24 protein-coding genes, 4 pseudogenes and 1 riboswitch are annotated in these 24,007 nt (G+C 67.2%); of the genes and pseudogenes, 18 read left to right on the top strand and 10 right to left on the bottom strand.

Going from position 1 to position 24,007, the window contains the following annotated elements; genetic code table 11:
* Positions 1–37: 37 nt before the first annotated feature.
* Entirely contained in the window at positions 38–1,174 is a 1,137-nt protein-coding gene (locus ACZ6NC_RS06605) for a C40 family peptidase (protein ID WP_465729606.1), read from the bottom strand.
* A gap of 586 nt (positions 1,175–1,760) precedes the next feature.
* Between ACZ6NC_RS06605 and ACZ6NC_RS06610 the strand changes: the two genes are divergently transcribed.
* The gene (locus ACZ6NC_RS06610) at positions 1,761–2,507 is read left to right on the top strand and encodes a DNA-methyltransferase (protein WP_465729608.1); all 747 of its coding nucleotides are present in this window, start codon (positions 1,761–1,763) and stop codon (positions 2,505–2,507) included.
* Between the two features lie 88 nt (positions 2,508–2,595).
* Here the strand turns inward: ACZ6NC_RS06610 and ACZ6NC_RS06615 are convergent, their stop codons facing one another.
* Positions 2,596–3,522 (bottom strand): DUF5655 domain-containing protein, encoded by a 927-nt coding sequence (locus ACZ6NC_RS06615; protein ID WP_465729610.1) that lies wholly within the window; start codon positions 3,520–3,522, stop codon positions 2,596–2,598.
* A gap of 242 nt (positions 3,523–3,764) precedes the next feature.
* Between ACZ6NC_RS06615 and ACZ6NC_RS06620 the strand changes: the two genes are divergently transcribed.
* On the top strand, positions 3,765–3,917 hold the full coding sequence (locus tag ACZ6NC_RS06620) for a hypothetical protein (protein ID WP_465729612.1): 153 nt from the start codon (positions 3,765–3,767) through the stop codon (positions 3,915–3,917).
* 160 nt (positions 3,918–4,077) lie between these two features.
* On the opposite strand, the gene ACZ6NC_RS06625 is transcribed toward ACZ6NC_RS06620, so the two are convergent.
* Both ACZ6NC_RS06625 and ACZ6NC_RS06630 read right to left on the bottom strand, forming a co-directional pair.
* Positions 4,078–5,205 (bottom strand): hypothetical protein, encoded by a 1,128-nt coding sequence (locus ACZ6NC_RS06625; protein WP_465729614.1) that lies wholly within the window; start codon positions 5,203–5,205, stop codon positions 4,078–4,080.
* A gap of 241 nt (positions 5,206–5,446) precedes the next feature.
* Entirely contained in the window at positions 5,447–5,842 is a 396-nt protein-coding gene (locus ACZ6NC_RS06630) for a hypothetical protein (RefSeq protein WP_465729616.1), read from the bottom strand.
* A gap of 2,343 nt (positions 5,843–8,185) precedes the next feature.
* Between ACZ6NC_RS06630 and ACZ6NC_RS06635 the strand changes: the two are divergent.
* Positions 8,186–8,263: pseudogene (locus ACZ6NC_RS06635) on the top strand (helix-turn-helix domain-containing protein); the annotation flags it as partial.
* A 108-nt stretch (positions 8,264–8,371) separates the two neighbouring features.
* Here ACZ6NC_RS06635 and ACZ6NC_RS06640 read toward each other — a convergent pair.
* Together ACZ6NC_RS06640 and ACZ6NC_RS06645 are read right to left on the bottom strand one after the other, a co-directional pair.
* Positions 8,372–8,710, bottom strand: coding sequence for a DUF5655 domain-containing protein (locus ACZ6NC_RS06640; RefSeq protein ID WP_465729618.1), 339 nt, complete (start codon positions 8,708–8,710; stop codon positions 8,372–8,374).
* Positions 8,697–9,305 (bottom strand): hypothetical protein, encoded by a 609-nt coding sequence (locus tag ACZ6NC_RS06645; protein WP_465729620.1) that lies wholly within the window; start codon positions 9,303–9,305, stop codon positions 8,697–8,699. The genes ACZ6NC_RS06640 and ACZ6NC_RS06645 overlap by 14 nt, the downstream gene beginning before the upstream one ends.
* A 225-nt stretch (positions 9,306–9,530) precedes the next feature.
* Between ACZ6NC_RS06645 and ACZ6NC_RS06650 the strand changes: the two genes are divergently transcribed.
* The 4 genes from ACZ6NC_RS06650 (at position 9,531) to ACZ6NC_RS06665 (ending at position 12,771) form a co-directional block, all read left to right on the top strand.
* On the top strand, positions 9,531–10,385 hold the full coding sequence (locus ACZ6NC_RS06650; protein ID WP_465729621.1) for a helix-turn-helix domain-containing protein: 855 nt from the start codon (positions 9,531–9,533) through the stop codon (positions 10,383–10,385).
* A gap of 168 nt (positions 10,386–10,553) precedes the next feature.
* Positions 10,554–11,531: an SDR family NAD(P)-dependent oxidoreductase gene (locus tag ACZ6NC_RS06655; RefSeq protein ID WP_465729623.1), complete on the top strand. Its 978-nt coding sequence runs from the start codon at positions 10,554–10,556 to the stop codon at positions 11,529–11,531.
* A 2-nt stretch (positions 11,532–11,533) separates the two neighbouring features.
* Positions 11,534–12,313, top strand: coding sequence for an SDR family NAD(P)-dependent oxidoreductase (locus tag ACZ6NC_RS06660; RefSeq protein ID WP_465729625.1), 780 nt, complete (start codon positions 11,534–11,536; stop codon positions 12,311–12,313).
* Positions 12,310–12,771 (top strand): VOC family protein, encoded by a 462-nt coding sequence (locus tag ACZ6NC_RS06665; protein ID WP_465729627.1) that lies wholly within the window; start codon positions 12,310–12,312, stop codon positions 12,769–12,771. The genes ACZ6NC_RS06660 and ACZ6NC_RS06665 overlap by 4 nt, the downstream gene beginning before the upstream one ends.
* Here ACZ6NC_RS06665 and ACZ6NC_RS06670 read toward each other — a convergent pair.
* The gene (locus ACZ6NC_RS06670) at positions 12,743–13,390 is read right to left on the bottom strand and encodes a hypothetical protein (RefSeq protein WP_465729629.1); all 648 of its coding nucleotides are present in this window, start codon (positions 13,388–13,390) and stop codon (positions 12,743–12,745) included. The genes ACZ6NC_RS06665 and ACZ6NC_RS06670 overlap by 29 nt on opposite strands.
* Positions 13,391–13,679: 289 nt before the next feature.
* Between ACZ6NC_RS06670 and ACZ6NC_RS06675 the strand changes: the two are divergent.
* The 3 genes and pseudogenes from ACZ6NC_RS06675 to ACZ6NC_RS06685 all read left to right on the top strand — a co-directional run.
* Positions 13,680–13,862, top strand: a pseudogene (locus tag ACZ6NC_RS06675) (hypothetical protein); the annotation flags it as partial.
* A 232-nt stretch (positions 13,863–14,094) separates the two neighbouring features.
* Positions 14,095–14,358 (top strand): hypothetical protein, encoded by a 264-nt coding sequence (locus ACZ6NC_RS06680; RefSeq protein WP_465729828.1) that lies wholly within the window; start codon positions 14,095–14,097, stop codon positions 14,356–14,358.
* 86 nt (positions 14,359–14,444) lie between these two features.
* Positions 14,445–14,624 (top strand): hypothetical protein, encoded by a 180-nt coding sequence (locus ACZ6NC_RS06685; protein ID WP_465729631.1) that lies wholly within the window; start codon positions 14,445–14,447, stop codon positions 14,622–14,624.
* A gap of 489 nt (positions 14,625–15,113) precedes the next feature.
* Here the strand turns inward: ACZ6NC_RS06685 and ACZ6NC_RS06690 are convergent, their stop codons facing one another.
* Positions 15,114–15,695 carry a winged helix-turn-helix transcriptional regulator gene (locus ACZ6NC_RS06690; RefSeq protein ID WP_465729633.1) on the bottom strand — a complete coding sequence of 194 codons (582 nt, stop codon included), beginning with the start codon at positions 15,693–15,695 and terminating at the stop codon, positions 15,114–15,116.
* 101 nt (positions 15,696–15,796) lie between these two features.
* On the opposite strand from ACZ6NC_RS06690, the gene ACZ6NC_RS06695 reads away from it, so the two are divergent.
* From ACZ6NC_RS06695 to ACZ6NC_RS06705, 3 genes are all read left to right on the top strand, one after another.
* On the top strand, positions 15,797–16,579 hold the full coding sequence (locus ACZ6NC_RS06695; RefSeq protein WP_465729635.1) for an SDR family oxidoreductase: 783 nt from the start codon (positions 15,797–15,799) through the stop codon (positions 16,577–16,579).
* A 27-nt stretch (positions 16,580–16,606) separates the two neighbouring features.
* Positions 16,607–16,975, top strand: a complete 369-nt coding sequence (locus tag ACZ6NC_RS06700) for a nuclear transport factor 2 family protein (protein ID WP_465729637.1) — start codon at positions 16,607–16,609, stop codon at positions 16,973–16,975.
* Positions 16,976–17,120: 145 nt separating this feature from the next.
* On the top strand, positions 17,121–17,450 hold the full coding sequence (locus ACZ6NC_RS06705; protein ID WP_465729639.1) for a helix-turn-helix transcriptional regulator: 330 nt from the start codon (positions 17,121–17,123) through the stop codon (positions 17,448–17,450).
* Between the two features lie 73 nt (positions 17,451–17,523).
* Here ACZ6NC_RS06705 and ACZ6NC_RS06710 read toward each other — a convergent pair whose 3' ends face one another.
* On the bottom strand, positions 17,524–18,678 hold the full coding sequence (locus ACZ6NC_RS06710; protein ID WP_465729641.1) for a tyrosine-type recombinase/integrase: 1,155 nt from the start codon (positions 18,676–18,678) through the stop codon (positions 17,524–17,526).
* A gap of 94 nt (positions 18,679–18,772) precedes the next feature.
* On the opposite strand from ACZ6NC_RS06710, the pseudogene ACZ6NC_RS06715 reads away from it, so the two are divergent.
* Positions 18,773–18,937, top strand: a pseudogene (locus ACZ6NC_RS06715) (pirin family protein); the annotation flags it as partial.
* 261 nt (positions 18,938–19,198) lie between these two features.
* On the opposite strand, the gene ACZ6NC_RS06720 reads toward ACZ6NC_RS06715, so the two are convergent.
* Complete coding sequence (locus ACZ6NC_RS06720) at positions 19,199–20,374, bottom strand: cytochrome P450 family protein (RefSeq protein ID WP_465729643.1); 1,176 nt, start codon at positions 20,372–20,374, stop codon at positions 19,199–19,201.
* 380 nt (positions 20,375–20,754) lie between these two features.
* On the opposite strand from ACZ6NC_RS06720, the pseudogene ACZ6NC_RS06725 reads away from it, so the two are divergent.
* From ACZ6NC_RS06725 to ACZ6NC_RS06740, 4 genes and pseudogenes are all read left to right on the top strand, one after another.
* Positions 20,755–21,552, top strand: a pseudogene (locus ACZ6NC_RS06725) (Tat pathway signal sequence domain protein); the annotation flags it as partial.
* Positions 21,532–21,942, top strand: coding sequence for a carbohydrate-binding protein (locus tag ACZ6NC_RS06730; RefSeq protein ID WP_465729822.1), 411 nt, complete (start codon positions 21,532–21,534; stop codon positions 21,940–21,942). The pseudogene ACZ6NC_RS06725 and the gene ACZ6NC_RS06730, both read left to right, overlap by 21 nt.
* Positions 21,943–22,196: 254 nt before the next feature.
* A complete protein-coding gene (locus ACZ6NC_RS06735; protein WP_465729645.1) occupies positions 22,197–22,760 on the top strand; it encodes a histidine phosphatase family protein in 564 nt (187 codons plus the stop codon).
* Between the two features lie 53 nt (positions 22,761–22,813).
* Positions 22,814–22,984, top strand: a riboswitch (cobalamin riboswitch).
* 32 nt (positions 22,985–23,016) lie between these two features.
* On the top strand, positions 23,017–23,448 hold the full coding sequence (locus ACZ6NC_RS06740; protein WP_465729647.1) for a (2Fe-2S) ferredoxin domain-containing protein: 432 nt from the start codon (positions 23,017–23,019) through the stop codon (positions 23,446–23,448).
* Positions 23,449–24,007 lie beyond the last annotated feature (559 nt).

Genomic DNA, 24,007 nt, shown 5'->3' on the forward strand with positions numbered 1-24,007 from the left:
TGGAGCGGGAAAAGGGGGGGAGGGGAGAAAGTGCCGGTCAGACGACTCGGCGGGCCGCGAGAACCTGCGGCTTCCAGTCGGCGAGGGTCGAGATCTTGACCACGTCGCCGGTGTGCGGGGCCTGAACCACAAGGCCCGAGCCGATGAACATGCCCACGTGATCCGGGGCTTGGGCCGTTCCCTCGGTGAACAGCAGGTCACCCGGCTTGAGGGAGTCGACAGAGACGGGCTGGCCCTCGGTGACCTGTTCGTAGGTCGTCCGCCCGAGCGTGACCCCTGCAGCGCGGTAGGACGCCTGCATCAGCGCAGAGCAGTCGCACCGACCCATTGGGTCCGGCCCGTGCGGGTCGGTACAACTGCCGCCCCACTGGTACGGCGTGCCGAGCTGCCCCAACGCCCAACGGATCGCGGTCTGCACCTGCGGCGGGGCATCGGCCGGGATCGTGTACCCGGCCGGCAGAGTGCCCGGAAGGATGGTCCCGAAGCCAGAGCCGTCCCCACCGCCCGTGCAGCCGCCGATCGGTGCCGGAGGGGGGCTGCCTCCGGCGGCAGGGCTGGGACTCGGCGTGGCGCCGGTCTTGGCGAGCAGCGGCTCGATCGCCTTCTGCAGCGCGGTGGCCAGCGGTTCCCACTTGGCGTAGGCGTCCGGATACCCCGAGCGCTGCACCGCCTGGGCGGCCTGGGTGACGGTCATCGACTCCCAGCCCGAGACCTGCTGGAGTGCCGAGTAGAACTCGGTGCTCGCGTGTACCGGGTCGAGGATCTGCTCCGCGGTGCCCCAGCCCTGGGAGGGCCGCTGCTGGAACAGGCCCAGGCTGTCCCGGTCCCCGTAGGTGAGGTTGCGCAGGCCGCTCTCCTGTAGAGAGGTCGCCAGCGCCACGATCTGCCCCCGGACCGGGATGTGCATCGCGACGCCGGTGGCCTGGATCGTCTTGGCGTTGGGCACCTGCTCGGCCGGGTTGTCCAGCCCCGGCACCGCAACGGTGCTCTTGTCGCCGCCGTTGAGAATCGCCTTCACCTGAGCGGCCACCGCCGATGTATCCACAGCCTGTGCACCGCTGTTGGAACATGACGTGGCGGCGGCAGATCCGGCTGCCGCGACGAGGACCGGAACAGCCAGCATCAGCGGGCCGGCGGCGGCGAGGCCGACAACGGCCCCGGCAGTCTTGTTCATCGCCGCCGCCAACAGTCAACGGCGGGAACGGCCTTGACCGGACGAAGGGTCGAGAACGGCGGCGGGTGTATCAGGGCATGCTGCATCGCAGCGGCTCCTCGCTGGTTGTAGGAGGCGCGGTGCCGGCTTCTCGTGCAAAGCCGCCGGCACCCGCACCGGTGTGAATCCGCCTCGCGGAGGCGGGCCCGGGTCAGGGGAGTTGGTAGCTCCCGGACGCCGGTCTCGGGTCATGCGCGGCAGCCAGCCGCGCTCGTAATCTCAGGCGGTGCACGGAGGTTCTCCTCGGATTGCGGAATCGGCATTCGAATGCGCCCACAGTGCACCGTAATTGGACGGCGCAACATGAATCAGCACAGGTCAGCAGGGTTGGAGCGGGGCTCCGTCCCGGTGACATGGCCAGACATTAGACGCGGATTCCGGCCGCACCAAACGACCCCGAACCAGGCCCCTGAACCGGTCGGTTGCCTCATTAGGTGCGGCCGGATATCGCGGCTAACCTCCGGCGCATCCCCACTCCGAGCGGCTGCCGCATCGGCGTCGCTCGGAGTGGGCCCAGTCCCGTCACGCCCTGAAAGAGGCCCCGCGCATGAGCTACACCCTGCACCGAGGTGACGCCCTCACCGTGCTCAAGACCCTCCCCGACGAGAGCGTCGACGCGGTGATCACCGACCCGCCGTACAACTCTGGCGGACGCACCAGCTCCGAGCGCACCGCCCGCGACGCCCGCGCCAAGTACGTGACCAGCGGCTCCGCGCACGACCTGCAGACCTTCCCCGGCGAGAACCGCGACCAGCGCTCGTACCGCGCCTGGCTGACCGCCCTGCTGACCGAGGGTTACAGGGCGTCGAAGGAGCACTCCGTCGCGATGGTGTTCTCCGACTGGAGGCAGGAGCCCACCACCTCGGACGCCCTGCAGATGGCCGGGTGGACCTGGTGCGGCACGATCCCGTGGATCAAGCCCGCCAGCCGCCCGCGCAAGGGCGGCTTCAAGCAGTCGGCCGAGTTCATCACCTGGGGCGTCAAGGGCAGCCTCAACAAGAACAGGGAGATCTACCTCCCGGGCCACTTCATCGCCTCGCAGCCGCGCAAGGACCGGGTCCACATCACCCAGAAGCCGGTGGAGATCATGCAGCAGCTCGTCCAGATCTGCCCCGAAGGCGGCACCGTCCTCGACCCGTTCACCGGCTCCGGCTCGACCGGCGTCGCCGCGCTCAAGGAGGGCAGGAAGTTCGTCGGAGTCGAACTCTCCAGCCACTACGCCAACGTCGCCGAACAGCGGCTGCGAGCCGAACTAACCCAGGACGACTTCGTCCTGGCCGGGCCCGAGGCATGAGAACCGGGGCAGCTGGGGCCAGTAGGGAGCAGACGCGAAAGGGCAGTTGTCGCATCGGTAACTCGATGCGACAGCCGCCCTTCGTTGGTCAGGCCGCGTCGAACGCCCGCTGGATCAGAGGCGCCGCCCGGTCCAAGTCGACCGCCGATCTGATCCGCACCTCCAGGTCGCCCGTCCCCAGGTGCCCGATCCCCCGCACATCGCGCGTGAAGCCCTCCTCCAGCGCGACGCTCTCCGGGTCCACCCGAAGGTAGACCACGATTGTCTGGCTGGCCGGCCGGAACAGCACACACGCCAGGTTCTTCATCCGCCGGAACGCGACATAGTGGAGCTTCGCCTCCACCTCGACATCGCCCGACCTGGTCAGCGCCTCGCACAACTCCTCGTAGAGAGCCCACAGCGGCGCCGGCGGCTCAGCCGGGATCGGCTCCGCCGAGGTAGGCGTCTCCTCCGTCCCCCCGGCGTAGCCCTCGGCCACCGGCCGTGTCGCAGCAGGCGCCGCAGTGCCCGGAGCCGACTCCACCAGGAGCAGACTCAGCAGGCCGCCCTCGAAGACCCGGTACCGGACCAGGTCGATGCGCTGACCCATGAGGTAGATCGCGGTCCGGTCGTGCCGGAAGAAGTCGGCAGCGATGCAGACCACCCGCGGGTTCCGCCAGTCGATGCTCTCCGCCGCCTCGGCATCCAGCTTCTCCCGCACGAGAGCCTGGAACTCGTGGCGGCTGGTTTTGAGCCAGGACAGGTACGAGACCGCCTGCGTCACCACCCCGTGATCACTGCCCTTCTTGTACTCGATGATCACCGGGGTGCCGTTCTCGTCGAGCCCGAGCGAGTCGACCCGTCCCCGGTGCCACGGCCCGGTCGGGTACTCCGAGGCGAGGAAGCGGATGCCCAGCATCTGCTCCATGCTGGCCTCGATCCGGCGCTGCAGGTCCACCTCGAGTGCCATAGCCGAGCCCCGAAGCTCAACATCATGGCCGCCAGCATCGAGCCGAAACACCTTGAGGTCGGTCACCTACATCCCCCGTCATCGCATCAGTCCAGGAAGACGAATCAACGAGCCGGGCGGGATATTCCTTGGGGGGAGCAGGGCCTCGCAAGGCGGCGTGACGCCCGCTCTGTGATCACGTGAGCCCGAGGAGTGCGAGCGGGCGGGTCGCGTCGCCGGCGTTCCGCCGGAGGGTGGCGGCGATGTTGGCGGCCCCGGTCAGGCGGCAGGCGCCGAGGGCCAGGCTGTGCCAGGGCCTCGATCTTCCAGTGGTCGGGGATCAGGGCGGCGAGCTGGGCGGGCGCGGCCTGCTCGGCGGTCAGGCTGGTCACTGCGTAGACGGTTTTCACAGTGACCTCGCCGGACTTGCGATCGACGCGCTGGCGCTTGAGATCGATGGCCTGGTAGGCACCGAGGAATAGCAGACGGTGCAGATCTTAGTCCTGCGGATCTCCGAGCGGCTGTGACCCCTGTCGTTGATGCGGCCCATTCGGACGATCCATCAACCTTTGTCGAGGTCTTGACACCGACCTCTGGTGCTTACGGGTGTAGCAGATCGGGAATCGCGCGATCCTGTGGCGCCTATGGATATGCGTTCGGAGGTGGCTCCTTCTCCAATAGATCAGAGGAAAGCATCGCCTTGACATCATCAACGGCCTCAGTCCAGCGAAGATAGCATCGCGGTTCCAAGCCCCAGTATGAAGATCCGGCACGATACGGGCCATAAAGACGTCCGAGTCGCCCCGCAGCCTTCTCTGCCCAATTTTGATGCACGGCATCACGAGGCATTGAGCGAACCAGTCCGGCATTTGCCGAAAGATACGCGAGAAGGAGTATCATGCGCCGATGGCGGTCGGGAGCGGTATCTATCCCGTTCCCTGGCTTCGAATCCATTGACTCTGCACAAAGGACCGATGCGCCATTGCGAAACATGTAGACGAGATCCATTGGATTCCATATGAACCTTTGTGAGCCTTGAGACCAGCGGGCCACCAGGGCGGAAGATGGCTCGACTGGCATGCCACGGCCGGTGGAAAGTTGATGCAGTGCGCGATGTATGGCGTCCCCGACTGTCGGCATGGCGAGGGCTCCTGCTTCAAGATTGCATTCGGTCACCGTAGCGATTCGGTATGTACGAAGCGCACCCGCCCATGGCTCGTCATTGGCAAGTCGATGCGACACGGCTGAAGCCGCATGCTCGGCAGCCTTGAGGAGCTCAACTGGTCCCTGTTCCTCGCCCCCGACGATCACGGTAGCGGTTTGTTGACCCTCCAGGCCATCTAGCGATTCCGCAGCTTCCAGGATTCCTACTTCCGGCTTCCAAGTGAGGTCCACCGTTGCCACGGCAGTCCAGCCGAAAGGATGCAAAAATACCTCTAAATGAGGCTCTTCGCACGCTCCGCCTCCAACGACGAGATCGGCTTGATGTCGCAATGGCACTGCCGCCCGGAAGAGTTTGTCTGCTTCTTGCCGGCTCTGAGGCGGACGAAGTCGGGGGTAATCCGCCACGTTGGACCAGAACGACCAGGGGAGGTCTCCCACGCGCTTGAAGGGTAGCGTGGTCGCGAGTCCTTCCAACGGCTCGGCCTCGGGCTGCATGAGGCGCGTGACGAAGGCGCCGGGCAGGCCGATGCCCCTGTGGACGTCCGCGTGGATGCGTGTGTGCAGGTAGGAGACCCGCAGTCGACTGACCTTGACCTCACACGCCATGGCGACCTTCCCTCCGCGAGCGGGACACCGCCTCGGTTACAATGGTCCTACGCCGATGGAGTTTGAGCACGTTGCGGCAGTAACGTGGCGTGTGTTTCGGGCAGCCCTTCTCCTACCCCAGCGGATAGGGAGGCCGTCGTCCTCTTCTGCACGGCGCCCATGGACTACGAGAGCCATGGGGTGCACGGCGCCGCGAATGCGGCGCCGTTGTGTTTCCAGCATTGGAAGCCACATGCCTTGATCAATTATTACCGCCATCAGGCTCCTGGTCGTACTTGAGGAGCTTCTCATGGGGGTTCGCGAATGGCGTCGGATCGATGACCACGGCAGGTCGACTGATCCATCCTTCAGCCCTGATATAGCTCCCATCAAAGAGATCGCCGGTGGCATTAGATCTAGCCGTTCTATTCCCTTCGTGGATCTTATTAAGTGCTGTCGTGAGGGCTGGATCAGCTTGTTCACGAAAAAGAAGATCCATTTCGTCGGGATGGCCGAAGCGGATCTGCGGTGTAATCACCACTGCCTCTCCGTCGTGCTGAACGAGCAATCCTCGACGCGGATTGTCACCGGGCGTAAGATAGACGGGTCGATCGCACGTGGATCCGTCATGCCGTTCAGCAGCCTGCAGCACCTCCAAAGGCGAGCTATTAGAGGTGATTCGGGGCTTGCGCCATCGGTACACTCGGACGCCGAGCGCCGCGAGGATCGCTGCAGTGACAGCGGTTGCAATTGTAACGCCTGAGAAGTCCTGAAGGGTATAAGCGTCAAGCAGGTCGGGGCGACCGAATAGTCTGTACGTCCCGATCGCGAGGAGCGACACAGCCGCTGCGGCAAGCAGCCAGAGTTTGTTTCCCCAGAGAATTGATGGGGCGCTAAGGTGTAGGCCGAGCCGACGCCGGTCATATACCCAAACGGACAGTGCGGCCCACACTGCGAGGACACCAGGAACGAGAAGCGCAGCCCCCACCCCCAGGACGCCAAGGAGATCACTTCCTGCCAAGTCCACGCTGATCTCTCGCGTGGTAGCCGGGTCTGGTTTATTGGGCGATCCCTTGGAGTCAGGGGGGTGGACGGGACGTACTGTAGCCATGACGACTAGGGGTGCTTTCTCCCGCCGGACCGGTTTCACCACCCTAACTTGGATGTATACGAGTGCGGAAGACTGCGGTCCCACGGTCACTGACGCAGACGTGCTCGATTTCCCCGTGATGCCCTCGTGGGTGGCGGAAACCTGAACGTGATGTCGGCCCGCGTCAGCTTGCACATCGGCGATAACTTGCGCATCGGAATTATTTGTAACTACAGCGATTAGATCGGCCGGAGTGTGGTCTGTCATGCGATCTGCGCCAGTGAGGGTCACTGATACAGGCGTGGCCGGCGCTTCGGCTGACGGGAGGTCGGGGTGGGCGGGGATGGCGGCGATCTGACAGATCGCCGCCGCGGTAGCCAGAGTCCGGGCCATCCATAGCTTGACGCCTGTGAGTCGTCCTGGGGCCGCGTGCGGGTTTTGCATGTACAGAAGGTAATCCAATGACTCCGGAGTGCGAGTGAAGCGCAGCCTTCGGAATCAGGTGCGCGCTTCGACTGATGGTCACGTCTGGCGCCTTGGGAGTCTCCTGCGGGTGGTACCTGTCAGGTGTAGCTCGGGGCTCACCACGCGAAGCGGGCCTTTCGGCCGGGTTCTGGGTGCCCCTCCGCGGGAGGTGTGACGGTATACCCCATGCTTTCCAACTGGGCGGCAGCCTCTGCGGCCATGGCGCGCGTAACGGCTCGGACCTGGATGGCTCGCCATTCAGCGCGAGCGGAGTCGACGGCGTCCCGCCACCTCTGGGCTGAGTCGAACTGGCAGTCTGCGAGGAGGAATTGGATTACGTCTTCGAGTCCAGGACGGAAGCGTTGCCCGCCAGTCGGCAGATGAAGGGCTGACATGTCGTGTGGTGCTTGGTGGCCTGCCTTCGACAGGAGATGCGATAGCGCACCCCGCTGCCCGTGGACCTGGATGTGGGAGTGGGGTACCCAGTCAGCGTCGTATAAGTACTCGAACCGGAAGATCGGAGTCCGGTCGACATCTGCCACGATCCAAATCTTCGAGGCGTCGACTGCCAGGAATGCATGGGTGGCATCCCACCGACACAGATAGTCGAGCCGCAGCCAGGCCAACGTCTCGCCGTGCACCAGAAGGGGTACCCCACCCCGCCTATCCTGCTGACCTTGAGGACGGATGCTGTAGCGATCCCCGAGTCGGATGACCTCCACGTCAGGGGCTGCAGGCAGACACGCTTGCAGGAGGGCGCTGATCTTGTCGGCGAAGTGCTGCACATGCTCTCTCAGCGGCCGGGGATGCTCCTCAGTCATCGGCAAGGAGATAGTTGATCTCTTGGACCTCTGCCCACGCGGGCCATTCGTCTCCCACGAGCCCGCCTGTCACCGCCCTGTCACGTAGTTCCGCGAGACTTAGCCTGAGGTCGTGGAGGATTGCCTCGCGTCGGTCTACCAGCTCATCCCTGCTAGGGGAACGCACAACAACCGCCATGAAAGCCACTCTAGGGCGAGATCGGAATGCTTTCGATCCTCGGTGAGGCGCCGAGCGGTGCATCCACCGAATGGGCCATGCTCCGGCGCACGCTTGGAGGGGGCTGGGGCGCCGCACCGGTCGAGCGGCGAGGTGCGTCGAGACCTCCGCTGACCGCCCGCGCTGGTCCCGAAGGCTGAGGGTGAAGCAACCTCGCATGGCCATGGTCTCCGGCTACTCCTTGGCGTCGCCGGTCATGACATTTCGCCGCGCGTACGGTGGAATGTTCTGCTGTATATCACACCATAGCGGCCCAACCAAACTGCTAGTTTCCCGGATTCTGATCATCCACCGTTCGCGCGACTCGGTTGTGCGGATGACAGGTGATCTGCATGGCCGCTTTCGGGCGGCGTTGACCCCGGAGACAAGATGCGAAGCAAGTCGGAGCTCGCCGTCGAGGCCGCTTTCATGACCGTCCAGGACGCGGCGAAGTACCTGGGGATCTCGGTCAATACCTTGTACGTCTGGCGCCATCGGCGGCAGGGGCCGGGCCCGAGGCATGAGAACCGGGGCAGCCGGGGCCGGCAGAGCGCAGACGCCAAAGGGCGGCTGCCGCATCGAGTTACCGATGCGGCAGCCGCCCTTCGCCGTTGGTCACGCCGCGTCGAACGCCTGCTGGATCAGCGGCGCCGCCCGCTCCAGGTCGGCCGCCGGTCTGATCCGCACCTCCAGGTCGCCCGTCCCCAGGTGGCCGATCCCACGCACATCGCGCGTGAACCCCTCCTCCAGAGTGACGCTCGATGGATCGACCCGCAGGTAGATCATGATTGTCTGGCTGGAGGGGCGGAACAGCACGCACGCCAGGTTCTTCATTCGCCGGAACGCGATGTAGTGGAGCTTCGCCTCCACCTCGACATCTCCCGACCTGGTCAGAGCCTCGCACAGCTCCCCGTAGAGAGCCCGCAGCGGCGCCGGCGGCTCAGCCAGGATCATTTTCGCCGAGTTCGACGCCTCCTGGGCAGCCTCGCCAGCGCGCTCTACCGCCCCCCCGTGATGCAGCCGGCGCGGCGGTGCCGGGCGCCGACTCCACCAGCAACAGGCTCAGCAGGCCGCCCTCGAAGATCCGGTACCGCACCAGGTCGATCCGCTGACCCATGAGGTAGATCGCGGTCCGGTCGTGCCGGAAGTAGTCGGCGGCGATGCAGACCACCCGCGGGTTCCGCCAGTCGATGCTGTCGGCCGCCTCGGCGCCGAGCTTCTCCCGCACGAGAGTCTGGAACTCGTGGCGGCTGCTCTTGAGCCAGGACAGGTACGAGACCGCCTGCGTCACCGCCCCGTGGTCGCTGCCCTTCTTGTACTCGATCACCGTCGGGGTGCCATTCTCGTCGAGCCCGAGCGAGTCGATCCGCCCCCGATGCCACGGCCCCGTCGGGTACTCCGAGGCCACGAAGCGGATACCGAGCAACTGCTCCATCCCGGCCTCGATCCGGCGCTGCAGGTCCACCTCGAGTGCCACGGCCGAGCCTTGCAGCTCAAGGTCCTGGCCGTCGGCACCGAGCCGGAACACATTGAGGTCGGTCACCTGCATCCCCCCGTCATCGCGCCAATACGGAGAGACGATCAACGCGCTGGACGGGATATTCCCCTCGGCAGGGCGTACCGGCCCGCCCAACGCCGATCCCTGCGGGGCAGGGATGGTTCAGCCGTCAGCGTGGCGCGCTTGGCCGCCCTTTGGGCTCGGCGGGTGGCCTTCGCGCCGCGCAGGTACCCATAGGTTGGCTGTAGCGAGCTACAGCCAACCTATTCTCGGGGTATGGGACGAAACACGGCTCTTGGCGAGTTCTTGCGTGCACGCCGGGGACTAGTGAGCCCGGCTGACGTGGGTCTGCGGGTTGACGGGCGTAGGCGGGTACAGGGGCTGCGCCGCGAGGAGGTCGCCGCGCTGGCTGGCATCAGCCCGGACTATTACCTTCGGCTGGAGCAAGGCCATGATCACCGGCCGTCCCAGCAGGTGATCGAGTCATTGGCCCGAGCCCTGCAACTCAGCGACGTCGCGACTGCCTACCTGGAGGAACTGGCCAGCGCTCGGGAGAACCGGCGTGCAGTGAACCCCGGCGAGAGCGCACCGATCGGGGTCGTGCGTCTGATCGACTCGTGGCCGCAGACGCCGGCCTGGGTCTGCAACGCCTACATGGACGTGCTGGCGTCCAATGCAGTGGCGCGCGCCTTGTCTGCGATCTTCAACCCGGGAACCAACCTGGTCGAGGCGGTCTTCCTCGACCCGTCCGTGCGGGAGCTGATCGTCGACTGGGAGAAGGCCGCCTACATCTCCACCGCCCGCCTGCGCGCCTTCGCTGGCGCTGACGTCGATGACCCGCTCCTGACCGGGCTCGTCGCGCGGATCTCGGCCGCCAGCGAGGACTTCCGCCGCCTATGGGACCGGCACGACGTCGAATTCGCCCCAGGGGCACTGCGCTCCTACAACCACCCGGTCGTGGGGCGGCTCGACCTGTGCTCGCAGTACCTCGAAATCAGCGGCACCCACCACCAGACCCTGACCTTCTACTACGCCGAGCCGGACACCGCGGCCGAGGAGGCGCTGGCACACCTGGGGAAGATCGCGGCCGGTGAGCCGGAGGCATCCGGCACGGACCACCACGGAGGTTGAGGGTAACCCTGCGATTCATAGGAAGCACAGGGCCGTGGCTCCGGACCAGCGAAGACTCCTACCGTCTCTAGCAGAGGATGATGTCGCCGAGCCGGGGATGCCCCTTCTGGTTGCCGGGGAAAGTCTGGCGGTGGCGGCACGCCAGGGCACGGAACTCCTGGAGGAAAGATGAGCCGGCCGTTGGTCACCACCCCATTCAACGCTCAGTCGACCGCCGCAGAAGTCATCGCCGGTGTGAACCTCAAGGGCAAGCGCGCGGTGGTCACCGGAGCCTCCTCCGGGCTCGGCGTCGAGACGGCCCGAGCCCTGGCCCTGGCAGGCGCGGAGGTCACCTTGGCCGTCCGCGACCCGGAGGCCGGGCGACGCACCGCGGTCGACATCGCCGCGAGCACCGGCAACGGAAGCCTTCCGGTCGCCCGGCTCGACCTGGCTGACCTGGCATCCGTGGACGCCTTCGTGGCCAACTGGACCGGGGCCTTGGACATCCTCGTCAACAACGCCGGGATCATGGCCGCGCCCGAGCAGCGGACACGCCAGGGATGGGAATTGCAGTTCGCCACCAACCACCTGGGCCACTTCGCGCTCGCGACCGGCCTGCACGACGCCCTGCGCGCCGCCGGATACGCCCGGATCGTCGTCGTCAGCTCGGTCGGGCACGTCAACGGCGAGGTGCTGTTCGACGACATCAACTTCGAGCACCACCCCTATGACCCCTGGGCGGCCTACAGCCAGTCCAAGACCGCGAACATTCTGTTCGCAGTCGAGGCCGCCCGGCGCTGGGAGGCGGACCACATCGCAGTCAATGCGCTGAACCCCGGGCGCATCACGACGACCGGGCTGTCCCGGTTCATCGGTGAACCGGACAATGCCCCGTCGTCCTTCGAGCCTAGCCAGAGCACCGGGGTGTCCTGGAAGAACACCGAGCAGGGCGCGGCCACCTCGGTGCTCCTGGCCGCGTCCCCGCTTGTGCACGGCGTGACCGGGTGCTACTTCGAGGACTGCAACGAGGCCGGCGCCCACGAGGAGGGCGTCCGGCGCGGCATCGCCGCCTACGCCCTTGACCCCGACAAGGCCGCCCGGCTCTGGCAGGTCTCCAGTGAGATGCTCGCCGAGGCCCGCGCCGAGGCCGCGCCTGCGGAGAACTGATCATGCCTGGCGCGAACACCGCAGTGCGCGAGCTGGACGGCACCACCGCCCTCATCACCGGCGGAGGTACGGGGATCGGCCGCGCGTCAGCGCTCGCCCTCGCCGCGGAAGGCTGCCAGGTCACCGTCTGCGGCCGGACGGTTGTGACTCTCCAGGAGACCGTGCGACAGATCACGGCCGCCGGAGGAACCGCCGGCCTCGTGGAGTGTGACGTCTCCGACGAGCGATCGGTACGGGCCGCTGTCGAGGCCGCTGCCGCCGGCTCGAGCCGTCTCCACTTCGCGGTCAACAGCGCAGGCGTCAGCGGCGGCGACGACCAGCGCAAGACGGCCGACTACCGGACCGAGATGTTCGACCGAATGATGGCGATCGACCTGCGCGGCACGTTCCTGTCGATGAAGTACGAACTCCAGCTCATGATCCCTCACGGCTTCGGAGTGATCGTCAACATCGGGTCCGGAGCCGGCCTGGTCGGCATGCCCGGGTTCTGCGGCTACTCCGCCGCCAAACACGGCCTTGTGGGACTGACCAAGTCCGCCGCGCTGGACTACGCCGCCGACGGCATCCGCGTCAACGTCGTCTGCCCCGGTCTGGTCAACACACCGCTGGTCGCCGAAGACCGCTCACCGCAGTACATCGCCGCGCTGACCGCAGCCCATCCCATCGGGCGCCTCGCGGAGGCGAGCGAGATCGCCGACGTCGTCGCATGGCTGTGTTCCGGCAGATCCAGCTTCGTCACCGGCACCACCATCGCGGTCGACGGCGGGTACACGGCCCGATGACCACCACAGCGCTGTCCTACGGCTTCGAGTACCTCGGGCTCTCGGTCGCCGACCTGGATGCCCAGGCTGGCTTCTACTGCGCCGCGTTCGGGCTCCGCGAGCAGGAAGCCCGCCTCGATCGGCCCGACGCCCAGCTGCGATCCGTGATCCTGCGCTCCGCGAGCGGGCTGAAGATCGAACTCATGGAACGCGGCGGATCGGTCCCGGCCGGCCAGGCCGCGAACGCCTATGAACGTTCCGCGACCCACAGCTACACCCACTGGGCGCTGGTCGTGGCAGACCTCGACGCGGCCTTCCGGTCAACGATCGAGGCTGGCGCCGAGGAAGTGTCACCACCCGCTGCTGCCAGCCGACCGCACGCCCGCTTTGCCTACGTGAAGGACCCCGAAGGCAACCTGATCGAACTCGTCCAGCACTCCGGGCCACCCGTCAGCTCGGGTCTGCCGACTCCACCCTGAAGTGCCTGGCCACCAAGGGCTTCCACCTTTCTCCATCGAAGCGAAGAGCGAACTGGGTGATCATTCGCTGGCCTCCCTCGTAGTCGCTGTAGAGGATGTCGAGCATCAGCGGCTCCCCCGCCTCGACGGCGTCAACCACGGCTCTGAACCGGACGCTGTCGGGGTCGCGGAAGGCTCCCTGCCAGAAGCCTTGGTCGCCTGGCGCCACGAAGATGTCCCGGACATGGTGCGTGAACTCATCAAGCGGCGAATGAGTCCGCTCGATCCGTTCCCCAGGAGAAATGCTCCAGCCCTGCAGCACGGCCAGTCCGGTACCGACGTTCCGCAGCGACACCGCCATGAAAACCATGCTGTCGGCGACCTCGACTACCGCTCCACCGCCGGGTACCGAAACGACGTGCCCCTCCACGAAGCGAGCCGCCTGGTCAGGGTCCATCTCACGGGAGGTCATCAACAACGGCCGCTGCCCCGACAGCAGCGAGCGCTCAGCGATCCGCGCGGCCCCTTCCGCCGTACGGGCCGACCGGTTCCCTGACCGGACCGAAGCGAACGTGGCAACCGCCAGTACGAGCGTTCCACCAGCAGTCGCAAGCGAGGAGATCGTCGTCCAATCCGCCACAAGCGCACACTAGCCGCACGTGACCCCTGCCGCAGCCCGTCAACCCAAGACCACGGTAGAGCGCAGTCCGCATCGATCCAGCCTCAGCGCGGCTGATGAGAGAAGCGGCTGAGCCACCCCTTCACAGATGATCGAACACATGTCCACTTCAATCGCGCAGCTCGCGCCGGAGGCCCAGCCAGAACGGCTGGCCGAGCTGTGCCGAGCGGACCTTGCGATTGACGCGGCCGAGGCAAGCGATCACCTGAGCGGTGCCCTTGCATCGTTGCGAGAGCAGGTCGAGGAGGGCATGACGGTCGTACAGGCCGTAGCGGCGTGCAGAGCTGCTCAGGACTCCGAAGGCCCTGTTACCCCCGGGCTTCATCTGCTGTCGGGGCATGCCGGCAAGGGCCAGGAGTTCGACATCGTATACATCGTGGGCATGGAGCAGGGCCAGATCCCGGACTTCCGCGCGACCTCTGACAGCGCTCTGGCCGAGGAACTCCGGGTGCTTCATGTCCTGGCTTCACGAGCCAGACACGACTTGTCTGCATCCGGGTCGAGAATCGGTGGCGCACGCCCGATTGGTACGCGCGGGAGGCACCGTCTCGCTGGTGGCACCTTCTCGCAGGCGTGGCTACCAGCTGACTCGTTCCGTGGGGGTTTTGCGCCCCGTCCGAACCGGCCTCTTGTCCCGCCCCTCGGTACGGTCGGACACTGCCCCCATGGGAGACGGGGGATGGGTCATCGGCGCACTGACCGGCGCCACGGCGATACTCACCGCACTGATCACCGGACGGCAGTCCTACCGAGCCGCCCGCTACCAGATCGACCGGACCGCCGCCGAACGACGGGCCGATGCCCTGCGCGACACCCGACGTGCCGCCTACACCGCGCTGACCGACGCGGCACACGAACTTGGCACCATCTACGGTGATGTGACGCAGATTATCGCCCACCACCACGCCCCGAAGCTGTTCCGGCGCTGAAAACCTGCGACGGGGATCTCCGGCGTATCTACCACGAAGCCTTCCGGCCAGCGCTGGAACGCGTCGCGCTGGAAGGGCCCGACGACGTGGTGGAAGCTGCGTACGGGCTGCGCTACACCGTTCGTGACCTACGCCGTACCGTCGGGGCGCTGGTGGACGGCGTGGACGACGCAGCTCTCATCGAACGATTCCGCGAACGAAAGAACCAACTGTGGACCCAGCTGGAACACTTCACCGAACGCGGCCGGCACGCCATCACCGACTGATGGAAGAAGAACCCCCGCCGGACGGGGCTTGGCGGATGGTTCTCGCGTCGCACAGGTACCAGTTCCAGTCGCGGGGTCCGGTGCCCCACCGCACCAGTGCGACCCAGAGCAGTGAGCCCTGATGGATTCGCCAGCGTTCAAGGTGGCCGGGAAGCCACTGTCCGCCGATGCGGATGTCCACATGCGACCAGCGCTCCTCGGCAGCCCAAGTGCGTCCGGGGCCTGTCAGCAGCTCGCGAGGCGCGGGGGCCGCGTCGTCCGGCAGCCGGTCTGACAGGAGCGGAGTGATGAGAGAAGCGGTGGCGGTCACCCCTTCATAGTGAATCGAACATACGTTCAATTCAAGTCGCAGCTGTCATCACGATCAACTTTGGCGGTGCTGTGACGGTTCGGGCTGCTTGGCGGATGTTCGCGTAGTTGGCGAGCCTGCGGCCGGTGACCGGCCTGGGCTGCCATGGTCGGGCAACTGGGGCGCACAATCCGCTCCGGCTATCCGGCCGCAGCTGGTTGGTGGTGGGCCGCCATCGGTGCCGGGTGGGCCCTGTCGGCCGGTCCCGCCGGTTGCTCGCTGACCTGTGACCGGTGGGTGTAGCGGGCGCGCATGCCGTCGCTGGCGGCGGGGCCGGCGGTGAAGCTGTACGCGTCGCTGTCATCGAGGCGGCGGCCGGTCAGGGCGTCGACCACGACGGGTTCGACTTCCTCGCCGGTCTGCGCGTCCACGAGGATCATGCTGCGCTGTTCGGGGGCCAGGCGGGAGTTGCCCCAGGCTGCCAGCGCGACGATCACGGGGCGCAGGGAACGGCCCAGGTCGGTGAGGACGTACTCGTGGCGCACGGGGTTGGTCTGGTAGGGGCGGCGTTCGAGCAGTCCGTCGGCGACCAGGGTCCTGAGGCGGGTGGTGAGCATGCTGGAGGAGATGCCCAGGCTCTCCTGGAACTGGTCGAAGCGGGTGTAGCCGTCGAAGGCGTCGTGGAGGATCAGCAACGTCCACCACTCGCCGACGTGCTGCACCGTGGTGGACAGCGGGCACTCCCGGTCCTCCAACCTGATCCGGCTTGCCAAGGTGACCATCCCCAATGAGTTGGTGCTAAAGTCGAAGTTACTAGCTTCTATTTTAGCAGCAACTGCGGGGCGGCGTAGCTACTCGCCTGCACCCGGGATCGGAGCACCCCGTGTCCCCCCTGAGTGATTCCCTCGACGGCAGGCGTGCCCTGGTCAGCGGCGGCACCAAGGGTGCCGGCGCTGCCATCGCCGAACGCCTCGCCCAAGGCGGCGCGACCGTGCTGGTCACCGCCCGCCGCAAGGCCGAGGGCCTCGACCCGAACGCGATCATCACGGCCGACCTGTCCACCCCGGAAGGTGCCACCACCGTGGTCGAGGAGGCACTCGACCGGCTGGGCGGCATCGACATCCTGGTCAACAACCTCGGCGGCTCCGACGCCCCCACGGGAGGGTTCGCGGCCCTGGACGATGACCACTGGGCCAGGGAACTGAACATCAACCTCCTCGCCGCGGTCCGCCTCGACCGCGGCCTGCTGCCCGGCATGATCGAAGCCGGCAAAGGAGTGATCATCCACGTTTCCTCGATCCAGCGCCGCATGCCGCTGTGGAACGGCACGCTGGCGTACGCCGCCGCCAAGGCCGCCCTGACCGCCTACAGCAAAGGCCTGGCCAACGAGGTCGCCCCCCACGGCGTGCGCGTCAACACCGTCGCCCCCGGCTTCATCCAGACCACCGCCGCCGACGACCTCGTACAGCGGATCGCGCAAGGCTCCGGCAGCACGACGGAAGCGGCACTTCAACAGCTGATGGACTCACTCGGCGGCATCCCGCTGGGACGCCCCAACCGACCCGAGGAAGTCGCCGAGCTGGTCGCCTTCCTGGCCTCCGACCGCGCCGGCGCCATCGTCGGCGCCGAACACGTCATCGACGGCGGCACCACACCCACCGTCTGACCCCAACCTACCCACGACAGGACCGCCATGACCGAGCACCAGGCCACCCAGGGCCGCCCCATCGACCCCGCCGCACTCCCCGACGTGATCACCCGCTACCTCAACGCCCACCGCGCCCACGACACCGCCGCCGCGCTCAGCGCCTTCACCAGCCAGGCCACCGTCACCGACGACGGCACCACCTACAACGGCCCCGCCGCGATCAAGGAATGGCTCACCCGCTCCGCCAGCGAGTACACCTACACCATCGAACTGACCCGCGCACAGCAGACCGACGCCACCCGCTACACCGCCGTCCACCACCTGGAAGGCAACTTCCCCGGCGGAACCGTCGACCTGCGCTACCAGTTCACCCTCCACGAGGGCAGCATCGAGCGCCTCGTCATCGAACCCTGAAGCCCCCGAGTCGCCCCAACGTGCCGGCGAGCACATCCGCGCCCTGCAGGCGGTTGGTGTTCTGACAAGGTTGTTCTGATTGGGCAACCTGGTACCGCTACGCGGGACGCCAGGCGGCGCATGCCCCGCCGCCCTGCCTGGACGAGTGACCTCCAAACACGCGCCACTTGCACCGCATATCAGTAAGTGCCGGTCATTCCAAACCAGCTTTCGCCCGGAAGGTGATATCTGCCTGAGCGATCCCGCTCTGGCGTTCGATCGTGCCATCACCTATGGAGTGCTCGTGTCGGCTCAGTTCATGAATGTCAAGCAGACCGCAGAGTACTTGAACATGTCGGTGCCGTGGGTGTACAGGGAGGCTCCGCAGTTGGGCCTCATCCCTTACAAGTTCGGGCGAGGGCGTAATGCGAAGATCCAGTTTAGGATTTCTGAGGTCCAGTCATGGCTCAAGCAGCAGACGGTTTCTGGATCGTGAACGGCAGATACTGAGTAGCGAGTGCTTGCACGCCCCGGCCCCGCTCGATCGGAGCCGGGGCCGCTCCTTGCTCTTAAGCGGCCAGGCCGAGATCGAGGATCTTGGCGGCCTTGCTGATCGACCCCGGCATGAGATGCCGGTAGATCTTGAATGTGATGTCGAGACTCCTATGTCCCATCCACTCGGCGACATCAGTGATCGGAATGCCATTGGTCAGGCAGTTCGATGCGAAGAAGTGCCGGAAGCTGTAGACGACCATCCCCTCGGGGATCTCCACCACACCCGACTTCTTGATCCTCCGCCACTGGTTGTCGAGGTAGTAGCAGGGAAACGCCTTGCTGAGGTCGTGAGGATGCCGGAGAAGGTAGCCATCGACCGTGCCGTACTTGTCCGCGTACCAGTCGATGGTCTCTTTGACCCGCGCCGGAAGTGGGACATCGCGGTACTCGGTGACCTTACGGTGCTTCAACCGCCCATAGGTCTTGGTGGTCTGATTCACCTGCTCCGTGATCCGGTAGATGTCGTCGGCCACGATGTTCCTGAGGTTGACTGCCGCCGCCTCCCCATTGCGCAGCCCGCAGCCGCTCATGAGGTCGGTGATCAGGAGGAACATGTCGTCGCCGGCGGTGCGTATGTCCCGGAGTTGCGTCGGCGAGGGAATGACGGCACGCGTCGGGTCGTACTGCGGGGGCCTCACACCCTCGAGCGGGCTCTCGTCGTAGATGCCGAGTCGATGGGCATCGAGCAGGATCGACTTGAGCTTGTCGTAGGCGTTGGACTGCGTTGCCAGCCCGACGCCGTTGCGCTCCATGGTCTGGAGGAAGCCGTCCACGACCTTGTGGTCGAACGTGCCCATCCGACGACTGCGGAGCGCCGGGAAGAGGTGGTGCTCCAACAGGGAGTCGAGAGCCCGCACCGATGACTCACCGAGATGCCGCTGGCCGGCCTTCCACTCGGCGACGTACTCGCCGAACTGCATCACCCCGTACTTCTGGATGCGCTCGGCCTTGCTCTGCTTTCGCGGGGTGTCCTTCTTGGCTTTGTAGATCTCGGACAACCGGGTGATGGCCTTGTCCTGGGTGGCGTAGCCCGACTCCTCGACCTGCTTTCCGGTGGCGTCGCGGTACCGAATCTTGTACTCGTGCGGGCACTTGGACCACCTCGCCTGAGGGTGCTCGCACTCCTTGAAGAAGGTGCCCATGCCGTGGGCCAAAGCCTTGGTGGCCATGCTGATCGACTCCCCGCGTACCAATGCTGACTATTTGCTGACGGGGGATGGTCCACCAGGCCTCTGACCTGGGTGAAAACGCTGAATCGGTGATATGTGGTGGAACTTCATCGGCCGCTCCGGCGAGGAGATCACCCAGGCCCGCGAGGACTGGATGACCACCGCCCGCTTCGGCGACGTCCACGGCTACGACGGCACCCGGCTGTCGGCGCCCGAGCTCCCCGCCCTCCCGCTGAAGCCACGGGGAAGGGTGCGCTGACCTGGGAATACGTGCCCCGGAGGCGGTGCGCTGAGTCGCGGTGGACAGCGGTCCAGGCGGCCTGCGATCCACCGCTCCGGGGAGACGTTCGCGTCACCGGATGATGGCTCTGGTGATCGGCCGCGAGTCTCAGGTGTGGCCATCTGCAAGTGATCTTCGCCCTGGGAGCCTTGGCGCGCTCTGGGGTGCACTCAACCGTGTGAATCGCCTTCAGCGCGCCAGTCGTGGCCGGAAGCGGCGGAGCTGGTGCGTCGGGCATGGTCACGGTAGAACCGGTAGGGAGACCAGGCCCCGCATCAACCTTGTGTGCCGCCACTCCAACTCCTCGGCGGGCACTGCGAGGCGAAGCCGAGGGTAGCGAGTAGCGATGGCCCGAAACGCGATCTCGCCCTCGGCACGAGCCAGGGGTGCCCCGAGGCACCGGTGGATTCCGTGCCCGAAGGCGAGGTGCCCCTTGGCATCCCGGTTGATGTCGAGTCGGTCCGGGTCGTAGAAACGCGCAGGGTCGCGGTTCGCGGCGCCGGGCGCGATGAGCACCGGGGAGCCCGCAGGAATCTCGGTGCCGCCGAGGCTGATGGCCTCGGTGGCGAACCGGAAGGTGGCCATGCTCACCGGGGAGTCGAGCCGGAGAAGCTCGTCCACGGCCGCGTCGACCAGGTCAGGCTCGCCTCGCAGGCGGTGCAACGAATCCGGTGCCTGTAGCAGGGCCAGGAGACCGTTGCCGATCAAGTTGGTGGTGGTCTCGTGCCCGGCCACGAGAAGGAGCACCGCCAAGGAGACGAGTTCGTTCTCGCTGAGCCGGTCCTCGCCGTCGCGGGCACGGATCAAGTCAGTGAGCAGGCTGTCGTCGGGGGTGCGGCGCTTCGTTTCGATGAGGTCAGCCAGGTAGCCGGCGACGGCGTGCGAGGCGGAGTCGATCCGTTCGGGCTGTCCGGCCGCGAAGAGTTCGTTGGACCATGTGCGCACCGCCGCGCGGTCGGCGTCGGGAACTCCGAGGAGTTGGCAGATGACGGTGACCGGCAGCGGGACGGCGAGGCTCGCGATGGCGTCGGTCTGCTCGCCGGGCGCCCACGCGTCGAGCAGCTCGTCCGTCACGCTGGCGATGTGAGGGCGGAGCCGAGCGACGGCGCCTGGCGTGAACGCCTTCGTCACCAGGCTCCGCAGCCGTGTGTGTTGAGGTGGATCGGTGGCCAGCATGCTCTGGGACACGGCGGGGTGCAGGTTGCGTCCCGTGTCCTTGCCGGCGAAGAAGGCCGCCGTGTCCTTGGACAGCCGCGGGTCGGTGAAGGCAGCTCTGGCTTCGGCGTAGCCGGTGACGAGGTAGCTCGACCGCCCTCCTCCGCTGGGCACGTTCCGGACCGGCGAGGTGCTTCGGAGTGCCGCGAGGGTGGGGTACGGGTTTCGGAAGAAGCCTTGGTCCTGAAGTGGGTTGCTCATTCTCGTCCCTGTGCCGTCTCGAGCATCGGTGCCTCGCGCGAGGCCGTCCGGACGATGCCGCTTTCGGCGTACGCCCGTGCCACCGAGCGTAGCCAGTTGGTCTTGGCCCGGAGGTTCCCGCGCGGGCGGCGGTTCCGGGGCCGGCGTGCCGGCGCCGATCAACCGGGGCGTGTGGGTGGGCTGGGCACCCAGGTCGCCTGCAGTGGCGGCGTGCCTTCCACTCGGGCGCGCCCGTTCCCGGACGGGGCCGGGGTGGTCCTGCGGCGGCTCCGGGATTGGTTGGGAAACTTTCCTAACCACATCTCTTGACCGTGTTCCCTCATCCCGGGATTCTGTACGTCACCCAGTTCACTCCTCCCCGGGGAAGGCACGGTAGCGCCATGAACAGGCCCTCGCGCAGAACAGTCCTCGGCGCCGCCCTCACCGCCGTCGCCACCGCCGGACTGCCGCGCACCACCGCCTCGGCCGCCACCCTGGCCGTGGCGAGCTGGCAGCAGCGCTGGGCACCGTCGGCCGCCACCGTCGGCCTCGCCGCCTTCGAGACGATCGAGGACGACCGCGCCGACTCCCATCCGGCCGGTCATCCGCACATCCGGGTCGAGAACGACACCTACCGCTGGACCATGCACACGGTGGACCGGGACAGCTCCACCGACCGGCAGCGCCACGAGGTCACCGGCATGCGCAGCCCCGCGGGCGGGGCCTACCTGCAGTGGCTGCCCGGCCAGACCTGGCGGACCACCTACTCGATGTACATCCCCTCCTCCTTGAAGGCGACCACGACCTTCACCCACATCATGCAGATGAAGCAGCCCGGCAACGGCACCTCGCCAATCGTCGTGCAGTCCCTGCGCCGGGTGGGCGGCGCGCAGACCATCGAACTCCAACTCCCCGTCAGCGGAGTCCTGGTGGGCCGTACCAGCCTGGACCAGCTGCACGACCGCTGGGTGGACGTCGACTTCCAGATCAAGGTGGGGGACGGCAGTTCGGGGTCGGTCCGGTGGATCCTGCGCAGCGCGGGCGCCACCGTGGTCGACGTCACCAGGACCGGCGTCGACACCTTCCTCGCGGACCGAGTGCGGCCCAAGTGGGGCATCTACCGCTCGCTCGGCGACACCTCCGGCTCCCTCCAGGACTGCTACCTGCTGACCACCGCGATGCGCGGCTACCAGCTGGTCTCCGGCGGCTCCGGCGTCTACCAGGCGGAGGAGGCACGGATCTCGCAGGGCACCATCGAGGCCGACCACGCCGGGTACGGCGGCACCGGATTCGTCAACCTGGCTAACTCCGCCGGGAGTTACGCCGAGTGGACGGTTCAGGCGGGAGCCGCGTCCGGGGCCACCCTCGACCTGAGGTACGCCAACGGCACCACCGTCGACCGGCCGATGGACATCACCGTCAACGGCACCCGGATCGCCGCCGGGCGCCCCTTCCCGCCCACCGCGGGCTGGGACAGCTGGGCGACCAGCTCGCTCCCGGTCCCGCTGAAGGCCGGAGCCAACGCCATCCGGGTCACCTCGACCACCGCCGACGGCGGCCCCAACCTCGACCGGATCACCATCCGCTGACACTCGGGGCCACCGCCCTGTGGGGGCGGCGCCCGCCTGGCTTACAGTGGCGCGACCGTGCGGGATTCGCACCGGACTTCCGTCATGCCGTCCTCGTCATATCGAGCAGACGGTATCGGCAGCCGGCGGTTGCGCCAGGAGCGTGCGGGCGGCGCGGATCCGCCGGTCTGTCCCGGGGTGCACGCCCCGGCGCCGCGTGCGTGGACCGATCGGCGGATTCCACGGGACAGTCGGAGAGGCAGAGGAGGAGCGGCGTGGCGGTGCGGGTGACGTTGATCTCGGCGGCGATGAGCGAGGCGATGCGGCAGGCGCGCTTCGACGACGACAGCCCGCTCGACCCGGCGGGGCTGCGGCAGGCGCGGGAAGCCGCCGGCGACATCCGGGCCACCGGTCAGGTGCTCGTCTCCCCGTCGGTCCGGTGCCGCGAGACCGCCGAGGCCCTCGGCCTCCCCGCCTCGGCCCGGTCCGCTCCCGGCGGGCGCGAGATGGGCCGCTGGAGAGGCCGCAGGCTTGACGAGGTGGCCGCGGCCGAGCCCGGGGCGGTCGCCCGGTGGCTGGCCGATCCGGAGTTCGCCCCGGAGGGCGGGGAGAGCCTGCTCGATGTCCTCGCGCGGGTCGGTACCTGGCTCGACGCCCTTGCCCCGGAGGCGGGAGGGGTGGTCGTGGTCACGGAACCGGACGTCGTTCGGGCCGCCGTCCAGCACGCGCTCGGCGCGCCGGCCTCGGCGTTCTGGCGGCTCGATGTGGAGCCGCTCTCCGTCACGGACCTGAGCGGACGTGCCGGCCGGTGGAACGTGCGCTGCGGGCGCCTCGCGTGAGTGGGCCCGGGTTGACGTGTTCGTACGCGGTGGGGCAGGGTCGCGCACGAAATGTAAGCATCCGAGACCACGGTGCGCAGGAACCCGGTGTGATTCCGGGGCGGTCCCGCCACTGTGACCGGGGAGCGACCCCCTGCAGGTGACGATCACGGCCTTGTGGCCGGAAGGTCGGGGCGAGCGTCGATCCGGGAGTCAGGACACTGACCCGTGGTTTCTCCGACGGTTGGGGCGCGGAACCCCACGAGGAGGTTGGGCGATGTCACCGGTAACGGCTGCCGTCGATGTCGTGGTCTGCCGGGGCTGCTGCTGCGGCACTGCCAGGAAGCGGCCCGGCACCGATCACGAGGGTCAACTGGCCGTGCTCGCCGAGGCGGTGGCGGCCCTGCCGGCCGCGCGCCTGGTCGTCACGGACTGCCTGGGCCCCTGCGAGCAGGCCAACGTGGTGGTGGTCCGCCCGCACGGGCGGCACGAGGACGGTCGGCGCGCCCGGCCGGTCTGGTTCGGGAACGTGACCGACGCCACGGGAACGGCCGAACTCTGCGCATGGATAGGGGAGATCGGCCGCGCCGCCGGGCAGGCGCCGCCGGAGGGCCCGCTTCCCCCGCTGCTGGACTCGCTGCGCATTCCCGCACCGGGGCCGGAACGTGTGAGGGACACGGCGCGGCGAGCCGGCCCGTCGGAGGCCTGACCGTCGAAGGCCTGACCGTCGAAGGCCTGACCGTCGAGGTCGACGCCGAGGCCGGGTAGGGGCCGGGCAGGGGCGGGCGCGCAGCGGCGCGCAGCGGCGCGCAGCCCCACCGGAGGGTGGCCCGCTCGGGTGTCCTTGGGGTCTGCGGGATCAGCTTATGTGGAGAGCAGGGCGCCGGTCCGTTATTTCAGTTTATTAGTTGCTCTCCCGTCCCTGAGGTCTCCGCACCGCCCTCGACCTGGGGACTTCCTCGGGGAGCTGATGCCTGCTCAGGTCAGGGCGCCTGGATCTATTGACACGATCACCACACCTTCATCACTCTTGGTCCATCGCCAAGCTGGCATGGATGGCTCCCAGTGGGTCATTCATCTCAGCTGATGGCACTGTTGATGACCCATCACCGAAGGAGGTGTGTGCGATGAAGAAGATCGTCGTCCGCAAGGCCGGCCCGGTTCGCCTGACCAGCGCGGCCCGTGCGCTGTACCTGCCGTGGTCCTGCGCCGTGCAGAACTGAACCGATCCCCCCGGGTAAAGGGGGAACACGGTGCCGGCCGGCCAC

Source organism: Kitasatospora sp. NPDC041988 (assembly GCF_055588525.1).